The 13,323-nt window shown below is 36.5% G+C and carries 13 protein-coding genes and 1 riboswitch; all 13 genes read right to left on the reverse strand.

Features of this window, described 5'->3' with window-relative positions:
- Window positions 1–38 precede the first annotated feature (38 nt).
- Window positions 39–1,928 carry a helix-turn-helix domain-containing protein gene (locus H3T43_RS03460; protein WP_198212629.1) on the reverse strand — a complete coding sequence of 630 codons (1,890 nt, stop codon included), beginning with the start codon at window positions 1,926–1,928 and terminating at the stop codon, window positions 39–41.
- 54 nt (window positions 1,929–1,982) lie between these two features.
- A complete protein-coding gene (locus H3T43_RS03465; RefSeq protein WP_198212632.1) occupies window positions 1,983–3,041 on the reverse strand; it encodes a tyrosine-protein phosphatase in 1,059 nt (352 codons plus the stop codon).
- Window positions 3,031–3,531 (reverse strand): PTS sugar transporter subunit IIB, encoded by a 501-nt coding sequence (locus tag H3T43_RS03470; protein ID WP_034978387.1) that lies wholly within the window; start codon window positions 3,529–3,531, stop codon window positions 3,031–3,033. Before H3T43_RS03470 ends, H3T43_RS03465 begins: the two co-directional genes overlap by 11 nt.
- Window positions 3,506–3,949 (reverse strand): PTS sugar transporter subunit IIA, encoded by a 444-nt coding sequence (locus H3T43_RS03475; RefSeq protein ID WP_198212634.1) that lies wholly within the window; start codon window positions 3,947–3,949, stop codon window positions 3,506–3,508. Before H3T43_RS03475 ends, H3T43_RS03470 begins: the two co-directional genes overlap by 26 nt.
- Before the next feature lie 17 nt (window positions 3,950–3,966).
- Entirely contained in the window at window positions 3,967–4,803 is an 837-nt protein-coding gene (locus H3T43_RS03480) for a PTS system mannose/fructose/sorbose family transporter subunit IID (RefSeq protein ID WP_034978392.1), read from the reverse strand.
- Entirely contained in the window at window positions 4,800–5,618 is an 819-nt protein-coding gene (locus tag H3T43_RS03485; protein ID WP_052060247.1) for a PTS sugar transporter subunit IIC, read from the reverse strand. Before H3T43_RS03485 ends, H3T43_RS03480 begins: the two co-directional genes overlap by 4 nt.
- A gap of 221 nt (window positions 5,619–5,839) precedes the next feature.
- On the reverse strand, window positions 5,840–6,904 hold the full coding sequence (locus H3T43_RS03490; RefSeq protein WP_198212636.1) for an aspartate-semialdehyde dehydrogenase: 1,065 nt from the start codon (window positions 6,902–6,904) through the stop codon (window positions 5,840–5,842).
- Window positions 6,901–8,088: an aminotransferase class I/II-fold pyridoxal phosphate-dependent enzyme gene (locus tag H3T43_RS03495; protein WP_198212638.1), complete on the reverse strand. Its 1,188-nt coding sequence runs from the start codon at window positions 8,086–8,088 to the stop codon at window positions 6,901–6,903. The genes H3T43_RS03490 and H3T43_RS03495 overlap by 4 nt, the downstream gene beginning before the upstream one ends.
- Before the next feature lie 18 nt (window positions 8,089–8,106).
- Window positions 8,107–8,865 carry a 4-hydroxy-tetrahydrodipicolinate reductase gene (gene dapB, locus H3T43_RS03500; RefSeq protein WP_198212640.1) on the reverse strand — a complete coding sequence of 253 codons (759 nt, stop codon included), beginning with the start codon at window positions 8,863–8,865 and terminating at the stop codon, window positions 8,107–8,109.
- Between the two features lies 1 nt (window position 8,866).
- On the reverse strand, window positions 8,867–9,787 hold the full coding sequence (gene dapA, locus H3T43_RS03505; protein ID WP_198212642.1) for a 4-hydroxy-tetrahydrodipicolinate synthase: 921 nt from the start codon (window positions 9,785–9,787) through the stop codon (window positions 8,867–8,869).
- An 18-nt stretch (window positions 9,788–9,805) separates the two neighbouring features.
- Complete coding sequence (locus H3T43_RS03510) at window positions 9,806–10,945, reverse strand: N-acetyldiaminopimelate deacetylase (RefSeq protein WP_198212644.1); 1,140 nt, start codon at window positions 10,943–10,945, stop codon at window positions 9,806–9,808.
- An 8-nt stretch (window positions 10,946–10,953) separates the two neighbouring features.
- Window positions 10,954–11,664, reverse strand: coding sequence for a 2,3,4,5-tetrahydropyridine-2,6-dicarboxylate N-acetyltransferase (gene dapD, locus H3T43_RS03515; RefSeq protein ID WP_198212646.1), 711 nt, complete (start codon window positions 11,662–11,664; stop codon window positions 10,954–10,956).
- A gap of 9 nt (window positions 11,665–11,673) precedes the next feature.
- Complete coding sequence (gene lysA / locus H3T43_RS03520; RefSeq protein ID WP_198212648.1) at window positions 11,674–12,987, reverse strand: diaminopimelate decarboxylase; 1,314 nt, start codon at window positions 12,985–12,987, stop codon at window positions 11,674–11,676.
- Window positions 12,988–13,072: 85 nt separating this feature from the next.
- A riboswitch (Lysine riboswitch) is annotated at window positions 13,073–13,251 on the reverse strand.
- Window positions 13,252–13,323 lie beyond the last annotated feature (72 nt).

Raw genomic sequence — 13,323 nt, forward strand, 5'->3', positions numbered from 1 at the left:
ATTTTTATATTTAAAGTAAATTATTATTAATGCCTTAATTACCTGTTAACAGTAATATTAAAGTATTGCTGCAATTCAGAGTCACCATTTTTAATTTCTAATAAACCTTTACTAAGATCGAGAACTATAATTTGTAAACTAAAAACCTTATGCTTATTTAACATCACCGGTTGTTTAAATTTAAAAACAAAATAATGTTTATTAACTTGGTGAGGACCCAAAAGTGTGAGATACATATTATATGGATAAGCATGATACCCTTCACTTAAAATTAGTGCCTCAACATATCTAATAAAATTAGGTTGATATTTTGGCAAAATATTTAATTGAGTGATTAGATGGTCAGCTATTATTTCTTGGATTCTTCCATTCAAACTTCCTATTGTAATTATTACTGGCTGTTTAAAATAATTGGCTATTGAACCAATTTTTCGCTTGGTCGATAATATCCTTTGCCATAAAGCCATTCTCAGACGATCATCAGAAAAGAAAGAAAAGGTTATTTTAGGAATGGGGATATTTTTAAGCCTGGATTTAATCTTTGAAGAAACTAATAAATAATCAAAATTAGCATAATCGATATTCTTTAATTCATACGAATAAACAAAAGTATAATTAGCATTATATTTAGCTAAATTAAGTTTGCCAATTAAATGACTACTTGCTAATTTACCATAGTCGTTTACAACTAAAAAGTTGGTGGGAAAATAGCTATTTTGTTTCTGGTGAATTTTACTGTATAGACCCAAAATAATTTCATTGAAGAGGCTGTCATTTAACTCCATTTGATCATAATCAGAGCAACAATTATATAAAGCCACAGTTAAGGAGCTGGTGGCAAAAAGTTTATGAGCCACATTTTCTGTGCTTAGCTCTCTATTGTAGAAAACAAAATTATATTTTTTTTTGAGATATCTAATAAAGAAGCCTCGATAAATGTAAGAAGCAATATCAGATTTTTTATCAATGTATAAAGAAAATTGTTCTGTAAGAGATTCCGAGATTTGTTTAGTTTGAAGATATACTTGCTGCGAAAAAGTTTTTAGTATTTTAAGATCAGGTATTTGATCAATTTCCGCATTAATTAATAAAAACAAGGCTAAATATAGCTCTTCTTTTATATTATTTTTAATTAGCTCTTTTGCAATTAAGAATGCTTTTGACCGCATCAATTCAATTTTAATGCTTTGATTTATTTTTAAGTTAATGTCTGGACGTAATTTATAAATAAGCAGGTATTTTGTTACTTGTTTAAAGCCATCATCTGTCAACGGAAAATCATATTTATGAACTAATTGGCATATACTTTGGCTCTTTTTCAATAAATTATCTTTAGTGACTCCATATTCAGAAAAAGCATATTCGGGCAACAACGAATCTTCTTGATCAAAATTATAAACGTCAAATAAATCGACTAAACATGAGCGAATTGCACCAAATTTTCCTATTATTTTCATACCATAGTATGGAACAGACTTTATTTTTAAGTTATAAATTCTAAAGAAATTCTTCACATCACGCATGTCCTTATTAATAGTTGCAATACTAAAATTTAGCCTGCTTGCGAGTTGATCAATTTTAGTGAAGTTTGGGCTTGCACAAAGGAATCTGCAGATTTTAGCAATTCGTAATTTATTATGAAATAAGTGGTTAAATTTAAGATTTAAATATTCCGAACAATTTTGCTTTAATAATTTCAGCCATTCATTTTCTGCTAAAGAATAGTCAAGTAAATAGCCTTTAGCTCTTTGACTAACAATTCTGATATCATGTCCTGCATTAAGCAAAGTTTTATTAATTTGCGCAAATTCAGTATTCAATGTTCGTGCGGAAATTCCGCTTTTCTTTTTTAATTCGGAAATAGTAAGTAAATCATTGTTTAAAAAAAGATTTAGCAAATTAATTTCGCGAAAAGTTAAATTTAACATTGTTTTACAAACTCACCTTTTTAGACAATCTTAATACTTACTTTAACTGAAAACTTATGCTTTTTCTAATAATAACTGATGCAACTTCAGATATTCCGTCTCAGTCAGTCTTAACTCGACAGTTGCATAGTTATAAATAGAGCCATATTCACGCATTATTTTTGTAATTGAAGCAGTGATAAATTCTTCTTTAGTATCAAAAAGAGAATACATATAATCTGCAATTTTCTTATCGCCAGTTTGTTCTAAAAACTTTTGATAATAACGGGCATTCTTTTTGGCTCGTGCTTTTTTAGTTAACATATAATCATATACTAGTAAATCTTGCGGCACACCCAGAATACCTTCTAAAACCATAAAAGCAAAACCCGTTCTGTCTTTGCCACCTCGACAATGTTGCAAGCTAGGTAAATATTTGCTTTGCGCTGTGACTTTTATAGTATTGCTAAAAGCCGCAATACTTGAATGACTATTAACAAAAGATTCCTGTTGTCTGATCATTTGATCATTACCAGTTTCACCTTTAACTAAGGCTTCTTTTGCCTTTTCTTTCATGTCTTTTCCCGTATCCAAATTTTGAGCTTTACCTGCTATAGCCGCTGTTTGTGCATTAGGATCAAAATTGAAAGTGTGAATCTCTGGATCAATAACAGGATTAGGCGTTTCTTTAACTTCATCAGAGCTACGAAAATCAATTATTGAATGTAATCCCAGGTTCTTAACAAAGGTGTAACCTGAAGGCTGTAAATTATGCAAATAGTCAGATCGATAAACTTGGCCCCATTTAATTCTCATGCCATCGGTAGTTCTATATCCACCGATATCACGCAGATTGTACATACCTGGTACGGGCAAAATGCGGTAACCAAATAATAATGGCTCATAGTTTTTAAAATTTAAAATAAAATAAGTTGGTCTAACAGTCGAATAAGCAAATTGAAAACATACCTTACATTTATTACTTGTTAACAGATATTTCCTTTGTCTAGTATATCTATCGTTATCTAGAGTCCAATAAAGTTCATAGTTATCTAGATTTTGTTCACTAGTTTTAATATCTATTTCTGTCTGACCATTATCCAAAACGTATGCTTCTGCGTAATCAATTTCCATTGTTCTTTCCCTGTACTTGCTGAATATATTCTTTGATCGGTATAGGAGCATCATAAGCGGCCATTTGGAAATTAATTTCCAATCCCGAGTCCACCAATTTGTCCAAAGCATCTTTTTCTTCATGAGTAAAACACAAATCATTGTTATAACGAATCGTACGCTCTTTACGTTCTCTCATGCCACCGAAGTTAACTGACTTTATGTCAACTCCCCCCTCAATTAAGTGCAATAAATCAAGAGTACTGGTTAGTATCAAAAAAGTGGTTTTTTTAATCGGATTTTTCTGATAAACACGAACAAATTTATCAACTCCAAAAACATGCACAATATAACCAGGTGCGGCCATTTTTAACACTTGTTCCTGCACTGGATTACTAGCTGCCCTATCACTAATACATATAATTTGTTCAGCTCCAACATGACGCAGCCAAGAACTGGCTACCTGTCCGTGAATCAATCTATCATCAATACGAGTCCATTTGATTGCCATTTTGCTTTTCTCCTTCTTTTGCTTTTTCAGTAATATTCACTAATGCTTGCGGATATGCTCTTTCAATAATCTTCTTAGCTTCTGCTAAATTTTCAGGATTGCTTAAGCATAGTTCCAGTAAAACTGGCATATTTAATCCTGAATAAACCAAAACATTTTCATTTGTCAAAGTTAAATACGTAGACACATTAGCTGGGGTGCCACCGAAAATATCAACCAAGATAAGAGTTTCCGCATTTTTTTCATTAAGCGCTTTTAATTTAGTTTGAATCTCATCAAGACTTTCTTCATAAGTTTTACCTTTAGTAACAGATAAAACCGCAATATTTTTTTGGGGCAATCCGATAATCATTTCAGCCGACTTTAATGCTTCTTGAGCAAACAAGCCGTGACTGGCCAAGATAATATTTATAGCCATCATTAACCTCCTTACAATTATTTGATAATTCCCATTACTGCTAAAACTGTTCCCAAAATCAAAATAGCAAATATTAACCAAGTTAAATACTTACGTGGTAAATAAGAATGTAATTTATATAGACCTAGAGTAAAGAGCAAAGGTAAAAGTTTAGGCATGACACCATCTAATAGTTTTTGAATCACAATTTTTGTGCCTTTAGTATAAATTACCGTACCAACATTTATTTTGACGTATTGGGCAATAAGTGCGCCAATGACCATTACGCCGATCGCTGTTGAAATATTAATTATCCTTTGCATAACTTTCTTTTGGTTGCCACTTTTAATAAACTCGGTACCCTTTTCATAGCCAAAAATAATTCCATAATATTTAACAGCAATGTTAATTCCGTTATAGATTAAAAACATTAAAATTGGGCCTAAGACATTTCCTTGCAATGCATATGCAGCACCAATACTACCTGCTATAGCCTGAATAGTTATTTTAAAGACGCTGTCACCAATACCAGCTAACGGGCCCATCATCCCTGCCTTGATAGCAACGACCGCTTCTTTTTCATCTTCACTAGTTGTTTCTTCAACAGCCGCAGTAATTCCAAGTATCATACCTGTTGCCGTAATTTGTGATAAAAAGTAGGTCAAATGTCGCTTCATGGCCTCTATCCTAAGCTCTTTATTATCACCATAAAGACGACGAATAATCGGCACCATAGCATTGAGAAAGCCAATAGCTTGAGTCAAGACCAACGTTGAAGTAACGTTTAGTCCCCAAATTTGCAACCGCCAAAATACTTTATTCAAATCTTTACGGGTAATTTTTTTCCTGTTTTTAGTTTCAACCTCATTAGTCATAAATCGTACCCCGCATCTTCATCAACTTGTTGATTATTAACACTATTACCTTCTGAGCCCATTTCATTTTGCTTATCGATGATTTCCATAATGTAGGAATAAATTACAGCGAAAATCAAAGAAATTAACGTAACTGGTAAAATACCCAAATTTAAATAAGCTGATAAAACAAAGCCAAAGATTAAGAATGGCCATAACGTTCCTTTCATCATCATTGTCATTAAAATAGATAGACCAACGGCAGGCAGTAGAGATGACGCTGTTCCTAAACCATTTAAAATATTGCTTGGAACAAACGCCAATATTTTATCAATTATGCCTTTTTGAAAATAAACAAAAAGAAATGTTGGCACTGCACGAATTGAAAACTGAATGATAAAAGCAACAATATTTATTTGCATTATTCCGCTTAAATCACCATTATTAGCCAGTTTTTGAGCCCACGGTTCAAAAAACTGCTTTAATACTCGAGTAACTACTATTAATTGTTGAATCAAAACAGCTACAGTAGTTGCTGCTGCAACTCCAGCTGCAATTCCTTTTGATGTAGCTCCCGTTCCAGAAGTAATGGAAACAGTTACCCCGATAATTGTACCGACAATCATATCTGGTGTTTGATAACCAGCCATATTGCCTAATCCCATCCACATTAATTCCAATGTTGCTGAAATTACCAATGCAGTTGGCAAGTCTCCCAAAATAAAGCCAACAATTGGACCAACAAGGAGAGGCCTCCGAAACATTTGTGGTCCCTGATCGTCAAACGAACAATATCCTGCCCAAAATGCGATGAGCAAAGCTTTTAAAAGACTCATTAATATACTCCTTTCATAAAATAACTTCTAATTTATATATATTTGATTAATACATTGCCAGTATAAAATAGCGCTTTCACAATATCCATGGATTTTTTACTGTTTAAAATTGCAAAAAAATAGTAGGAAAATTTGGCTAATATTTATTTCAATAACTAATTTTAAGTAAATAAAAACCAAGCTTTTGTCTTTTACAAGCTTGGTTTATCTTATTAATTAACTTAAAACTTCCTATCTACTAAATTATCTCTGACTAAACACTCAGCAATTTCCACGGTATTGCTGGCAGCGCCCCTTAATAAGTTATCAGCAACCACCCACATATTAAACGCACCAGGATTTTCTTGGTCTGGACGAATACGGCCAACAAAAGTCTCTTTTTTGCCTGCTGCTAAAAGTGGTTGCGGATAAATTTGGTTTTGCGGATCGTCTTGTAAAACTAACCCGGGAGTCCGCTCAATTTCCTGCTTTATTTCAGCAGCAGACGCTGACTGATCTTTTAAGGTGAAATAAACCGTTTCACCATGACCAATCTCAACTGGCACACGGACACAAGTAGCAGTAACTTTTATTTGCTTTGAATCCTGATCATTAAACAAAATTTTTTTAGTTTCATGAATCATTTTCCATTCTTCGTGCGTATAGCCATCATCTTCAAAAACATCAATCTGAGGCAATAGGTTAAACGCCATGGGGTAATGCTTTTTAGCAGACGCAGTTGGCAAAATTTTGGCTTCAGTTTGTTGATTATTCAGCCTATCTTGTGCTTGTCGCAACAATTCATCCCAGGCCGCTTTGCCAGCGCCAGAAACAGCTTGGTAAGTTGAAACAATAATTTGCTTAATACCCCATTTAACGTGAAGCGGATAAAGCGCGGCTACCATCTGAATGGTCGAGCAATTAGGATTGGCAATAATGCCATGATGATTAGCTAATTGGTCATCGTTAACTCCAGGCACAATTAGTGGAACATCATCATTCATACGGAAAGCACTAGTATTATCTACACATACTGCCCCCCTTTTTACAGCTTCAGGCAACAACTTTTTTGAAACAGCACCGCCAGCAGATGATAAAACCAAGTCAACGCCAGTGAATGACTCAGGTTGTGCCTCTTCAACTGTAATTTCTTGCCCTTTAAACTGTAACTTCTTGCCTGCTGAACGCTTGGAAGCCAGCAATTTAACTTGCTTGACTGGAATTGCTGCTTTTTCCAGCTCACTAATTAAACGGTGACCTACTGCACCTGTAGCGCCCAAAATTGCAACTACATACTCTCTCATCAATTTTCACCCTTTTCTGTTAAAAACTTTTGAATTCGACTCATAGCCGTATGTAGATTTTCGTCACTGGCAGCATAAGAAAAGCGAATGTAGCCTTCTCCGCCAGGACCAAAAGCATTACCCGGAGTGCCACCAACTTTGGCTTTATGGGCCAAATCCAGTGCGAAGGCTTCATCATCCTTACCATAACTTGCCGGTATTTTGGCAAAAACGTAAAATGCACCCTCACTGGCATGAGTTTCTAAACCCATATTATTTAATTCACTAACAATATAATCACGCCGTTTTTGATAAATTGGTCGTGCTTCTACCGGATCCTGATCACCATTTTCCAAGGCCTCAGCAGCTGCTGCTTGTGCCGGATTTGATGGAGCTGTAACCAAGAATGCATGCATTTTTGCAATTAAGCTAATTAGAGCGGCTGGTCCAGTTACATAACCCAGACGGTAACCGGTCATCGCATGAGACTTGGATAAGCCATTAATTAGTAGGGTACGATCGGGTAAATAATGCGCAATCGATACGTGATTAAAGTTATAAGTCAGCTCACTGTATATTTCATCAGAAATTACATAAAGGTGATGCTCTTTAATGATTGGTGCTATTTGCTCTAAAACAGAACTGGGACATTCCCTGCCAGTTGGATTAGTAGGATAATTCAGTAAAATTGCTTTAGCATGAGGGTGCTCATCCAGTGTCTTTTCCAAATCTTCGGGAGTTAACACAAAATTTGTGTCTGCTGTATTAATAGCAACCAACTCAGCTTTAGTGTATTGAATTAATGGAAAATAAAGGGCATAAGAAGGAGTAGGTACAATAATTTCATCCCCCGGTTGAAACAAAGCCAGCATTGTTGCGGCTATAGCTTCAGTTGCACCCACTGTAACTACAATTTCGCTGTCAGGATCATAAGTTAAGCCCTGCTTGCGCAGTAAAAAGTTGCTAATAGCCTGACGCAATCTGGGTGTTCCTTTTTGAGCAGAATAATGTGAATCATTATCTAAAATGCTCTGAGCAGCTGCTTTTTTAACATGTTCAGGTGTATTTAAATCAGGTTCTCCTAAAGTCAATTTTATTAAGCCAGGAATATCCTCAACTTTTTGGGCAAAAGCACGTATACCAGAAGGAGGGATTTTTTCTAATGGTGTATGAATAATAGAAGTTAAATCAGTAGCTAATTGTGGCATTTTTGTTCTCCTTATAAATTATAAAATCTGGTCTAAACCGACCACTAAATCTGGTAAATCCATTACCCGACTCAAGGCCACTTTCACGCCCTGCATAAATGAAGAACGAGAAAATGAATCTTGTCTGATAGTTAAAGCTTCTCCGGAACCGCCAAAAAGCACTTGTTCGTGAGCTACATAGCCTGGTAAGCGAACGGAATGTACAGGAACACCGTCATAATCAGCACCGCGAGCTGCAGAATCATTCGCAGATTGAGAGCAATTTTCTGGGTTACGACTAGCTGCTATTAATTTTGCAGTCGCTATTGCTGTTGCACTAGGTGCATCCCTTTTATCAGCATGATGCATTTCAACTACTTCTGCATCAGGAAAATAACGGGCAGCTTCTTGTGCAAACTTCATTAATAAGACAGCTGACAAACCAAAATTTGGAGCAATAATGCCACCAATTTTTTCTTTTTGTGCAATTGCTTGCAGCTTTTTTGTTTGATCTGGGGTTAAACCACTTGTTCCAACAATGGGGTGCATATGGTGTTCCAAAGCAAATTTAGTATTTTCATAAACAGCTTGTGGGGTGGTAAAATCAATCCAAATATCGGCATCAATATCGACAGCAGTCAAATTGTTAAAGCATTTAACTGAAGCTCCAAATTCTGAACTTTTAGATGCCGTTGGAGCTAAAACAGCTACTAATTGACAATCCGTTAATTTATTAACTAATTGTACTGTTTGTTTTCCCATAGATCCTGTGGCCCCAGCTACCAAAATTTTTTTCATATTATACTCCTAGTTCTAACGGCAGTTTATGCAATAAAGCTGATTCATCTAAACCTAAATGAACAGCTAATTGCCTTTTTTCTGCTTCATTTAAATCCATAATAGGCAGACGACAGCCACCAGATGGTAAGCCTTGTGCATTTAAGACAGCTTTAACTGGAGATGGTGAAGGATACATGAATAAGGCTTGCATCTTCGGCATTAGTCGTCTTTGCAATTTCCCTGCTGCAGCTACTTTACCCTGATCTAAATCATCATACATTTCACGCATGGCCGAACCATAAACATGAGAAGCTACCGAAATCACTCCTTTTGCACCTAAAACTTTAGCAGTTAAAGATTGCAAGTCTTCGCCTGTATACACTAAAAAGTCACTTGCTGCGTGTTCGACAATATATTCTAAGTCTTCTAACTCCGCACATTGCTTAACACCAGCAATTTTAGGATTATGCGACAGACTAACCAAAGTTTCTTTGCTGATCTTAATTCCAGTCCGACCTGGAATGTTATAAATAATAATTGGGACGGGAGAATTTTCTGCTACTTTTTCAAAGTGGGCTATAATTCCTCTTTGATTAGGCTTGTTATAATATGGCGCTACTACCAAAGCCATATCAATGCTAGGAATTTGCCCTACTTCTTGAGTAAATGCAACTGTCTGTTCAGTATTATTACTGCCCGTGCCCGCAATTACGGGGACTCGCCCCGCAATTATTTGAGCAAACTTAGTATATAGTTCTATTTTTTCATCATGGGTCATTGTTGCTGTTTCCCCAGTGGTGCCACCAATCACCAAACCATTGCTGCCGTTATTAATTAAATGTTCTGTCAATTCTTTCAGTCCGGGATAATCAACTTTTCCTTCTTTATTAAAGGGCGTAATTATCGCGGTCAATAAATCTGCTTTATCAAAATTAGTCATGTTTTTTCTCCTTTTGAGCTACATATGACTCAGTAAAAAACCTACCATTGCTTTAATTCCTGTTACTATTGCTTCTTCGTGTGGGTTAAAGGTTGCAGAATGGAGTTGAGAATTATCGTTCACCCCCAGCAAGAACATGGTACCGGGAATTTGTGCCAGTAAGTAGCCAAAATCTTCCCCTGTCATAGCCGGTTGCATCTCTTGGTAATCAATTTGAGGATTTTTCTTCATATAATCAATGAATTCTGCTGTAATTTGGGGGTCATTTTCAACTGGCCAATAGCCACCCTGATTAAGCTGCAAATCAACCTTAGCATTAAAACTTTGCGCTATTCCTTGAGTCACATCCCGCAGGCGCTGATCTATTCTTTCAATCATTTTTTGGGTTAGTCCGCGAATAGTCCCTTCTAGATGAGCATGACCTGCTATAGCATTTCTAACTGTTCCGGCCCTGACCTTTCCTATTGTAATAACTCCGCTTGCAATGGGATCAATACTACGTGAGACAATTGTCTGAATTTGTTCTATTAAAGAAGAAGCAGCTACTACCATATCATTGGCTTGTTGTGGATATGCGGCATGCCCATCTTTACCATATAAATCAATATTGATTTCAGTTGTTCCCGCAAATAATGTTCCTAAACGGCAGCCAATTGTGCCAGTAGGTAAGTCAGGAGTAACATGCAAGGCAAAAAACTCGTCTGGACGCCATTTGCCAGTAAAGATTCCAGCCTCATAGGCTTTTTTGCCCCCACTTTCACTTTCTTCAGCTGGTTGAAAAAAGAAAAGCAAATTATCCTGTGGCTGATGTTCACAAAAATAATCCAAAATTCCCAGTGCCACTGTCATGTGAATATCGTGACCACAGGCATGCATTTGACCATGAGTTTTGGAGGCAAACGGCAAAGACGTTTTTTCTTCAATAGGTAATCCATCAATATCTGCTCGATAACCGATTGTTTTTTGCGGTTTACTTCCCTGAACCCTGACCAATATTGCTGTGGGCACCTCAGGGCATGTGCAAACTTCAATATATTTTTGAGTAAAATTGCCAATAATCTGTAATAAATATTTTTGTGTTTGGTGTTCATGCAAGGCTAATTCAGGGATTTGGTGTAAATCTCGGCGAATTTTAACGAGTTGCTCAGAAGTTAACATTAATTAATTCACAGCTTTCTTAATCCCTGTTCAATTCCTGTCTTAGAGGCAGTTTTTTGATCACGCATTTTAACAACTTTTGCCGGCACTCCGGCTACGACACTATTTGCTGGGACATTTTTAGTTACTACAGCACCTGCTGCTACCACTGCATGGTCGCCAACTTGGACTCCTTCTAAAACCACGGAATTAGCACCAATCAAAACGTTTTTGCCAATTTTCACAGGCTGTGCTGAAGCCGGTTCGACAACTCCGGCAATTACGGCACCCGCTCCTACATGGCTGTTAGCACCAATGATTGCTCTACCGCCTAAAACGGCATTCATATCAATCATGGCATTTTCACCAATTTCCGCACCAATATTAATGACTGCACCCATCATGATTACAGCATTTTTCCCTATCTCAACGTTTTCACGGATAAGCGCACCAGGTTCAATTCTGGCTGAGACGTTTTTTAGATCTAATAACGGAATAGCAGAATTACGACTGACATTTTCCACTTGATAATATGTTATCCTTTCTGCGTTTTTTTCTAAAAAGGGTTTCAATACTTGCCAATCTCCAAAAACGACACCAGTGTGAGTTTCATTAAAAATTTTGCAATCTTCAGGCCAGTCCAGTTTAGCCATGTCACCTTTGACATATACTTTAACTGGTGTTTTTTTGGTTGAATTAGCAATGAAATCAATGATTTCAGCAGCCGACATTTTTTTCATATTTATTAATTATCCTTTCGTTTGATAAAAGCGATCATGGCTGATTAGATCCGCATAAGTTTCACGTGTAACTACTACTTGTGCTTGACCATTTTCTGCAAATACAACGGCTGGCCGTGGAACACGGTTGTAATTTGAAGCCATACTATAGCCATAAGCCCCAGTTGCCAGAACTGCAATTACATCACCTGGTTTACTTTGAGGCAGTGCCAGTTCTTTAATAAGAATATCGCCTGATTCACAATAGCGCCCTGCCAGTCTGACAGTTTTTTCAGGCTCTGCATGAGGATTTTCTGCTAATAATGCCTCATATTGTGCTTGATAAAGTGCCGGTCTGATATTATCTCCCATACCACCATCTACTGTAACGTAAGGCAATAGTCCCGGTACTTCTTTGCGTGCACCAACTGTATATAAGCTATAACCAGCCTCTCCTACAATTGAACGACCCGGTTCTATCCAGATAGCCGGCATTTTTAAGTGACTTTCTTGTATGCATTTTTTAACTGTCTGCACTATTTGACTGATAAAAGTTTGCGCAGTCAAAACTTTGTCCTGCTTGGTATATCTAATGCCAAACCCGCCACCTAAATTTAAGACTTGAGGCTGGTAATCATATTTTTGTTTCCAGTTATTGACCAGTTGCATAAGTTTTTCAACTTCCAGCTTAAAACCCGCTGTTTCCAAAATTTGTGAACCGATATGTGCATGCAAGCCAATCAAGTCCATCTGTTTATTAGCTTTTACCTCTAAAAATGCCTGCTCGGCTTGGCCTGATCTAATATCAAAACCAAATTTACTGTCCTCTTGACCAGTTTGATCATACTCGTGAGTATGTGCTGAGACCCCTGGAGTTAGCCTCAGCATTACTTGCACTTGAGCATTTGTTTTTTGCAAAATTTGCGTCAGCAACTTAATTTCATAAAAATTATCTAAAACAATGACACCGACATGGTTTTGCACAGCCATTAATAACTCATCTGCTGTCTTATTATTACCATGAAAACTGATTTTTTCTGCCGGAAATCCTGCTTTTAAGGCTGTATACAATTCGCCGCCAGAAACAACATCAACATGTCCACCAAGTTCATTAATTACCTGATAAATCGCAATTGTAGCAAAAGCCTTACTGGCATAACTAATTGCATAATTTACACTTTCTTCTGCGAATGCCTTTTGGAAAGCCTGAAATTGCTGTTTGATTTTTTGTACGTCATAAACAACTAATGGAGTACCAAATTCTTTTGCCAGTTTCAATGCATCTACTCCACCAATTGCCAAGTGACCTTGAGCGTTAGTCTGGTAATAATCATTAGCAGCCATTTAAGTCTCTCCCTTTTGTTAAATAAAAAAAGGCTCTTTTGTTGTGCCTAACAAAAGAGTCCTTCAAGTTATTATCTGGTATCAATTTTGTCGATAGCGCTCCGCGAATATAAAATTGCGACAGTCCGTAACCTGTTAGATTACGTCCCAGCTAATTAATTACCGCAATAACTAACGCTTCGGCAACCGCCCCTTTGACTGGCTTCTCAGCTTTTGCAGAAACTCCACCAGCTACTTTTGTTGGTTGCAACCTCTTCGATTTATTAAAATATTATTATTAATTAATATGATTGTCAACCATTTTTGCTGGTAAATATTTTTTAACTTTCAAATCCT

Origin of the sequence: Lactobacillus sp. M0396 (assembly GCF_016101625.1) — a bacterium.
GTDB lineage: Bacteria > Bacillota > Bacilli > Lactobacillales > Lactobacillaceae > Lactobacillus > Lactobacillus huangpiensis.

Bases quoted from the DNA above. Each gene is read 5' to 3' on its own strand.
- H3T43_RS03465 (WP_198212632.1), bottom strand. From the start codon at position 3,041: ATGGAAATTGATTACGCAGAAGCATACGTTTTGGATAATGGTCAGACA.
- dapD (WP_198212646.1), bottom strand. From the start codon at position 11,664: ATGAAAAAAATGTCGGCTGCTGAAATCATTGATTTCATTGCTAATTCA.
- H3T43_RS03495 (WP_198212638.1), bottom strand. From the start codon at position 8,088: ATGCCACAATTAGCTACTGATTTAACTTCTATTATTCATACACCATTA.
- dapB (WP_198212640.1), bottom strand. From the start codon at position 8,865: ATGAAAAAAATTTTGGTAGCTGGGGCCACAGGATCTATGGGAAAACAA.
- H3T43_RS03485 (WP_052060247.1), bottom strand. From the start codon at position 5,618: ATGAGTCTTTTAAAAGCTTTGCTCATCGCATTTTGGGCAGGATATTGT.
- H3T43_RS03510 (WP_198212644.1), bottom strand. From the start codon at position 10,945: ATGTTAACTTCTGAGCAACTCGTTAAAATTCGCCGAGATTTACACCAA.
- H3T43_RS03475 (WP_198212634.1), bottom strand. From the start codon at position 3,949: ATGGCTATAAATATTATCTTGGCCAGTCACGGCTTGTTTGCTCAAGAA.
- H3T43_RS03480 (WP_034978392.1), bottom strand. From the start codon at position 4,803: ATGACTAATGAGGTTGAAACTAAAAACAGGAAAAAAATTACCCGTAAA.
- H3T43_RS03470 (WP_034978387.1), bottom strand. From the start codon at position 3,531: ATGGCAATCAAATGGACTCGTATTGATGATAGATTGATTCACGGACAG.
- H3T43_RS03460 (WP_198212629.1), bottom strand. From the start codon at position 1,928: ATGTTAAATTTAACTTTTCGCGAAATTAATTTGCTAAATCTTTTTTTA.
- dapA (WP_198212642.1), bottom strand. From the start codon at position 9,787: ATGACTAATTTTGATAAAGCAGATTTATTGACCGCGATAATTACGCCC.
- lysA (WP_198212648.1), bottom strand. From the start codon at position 12,987: ATGGCTGCTAATGATTATTACCAGACTAACGCTCAAGGTCACTTGGCA.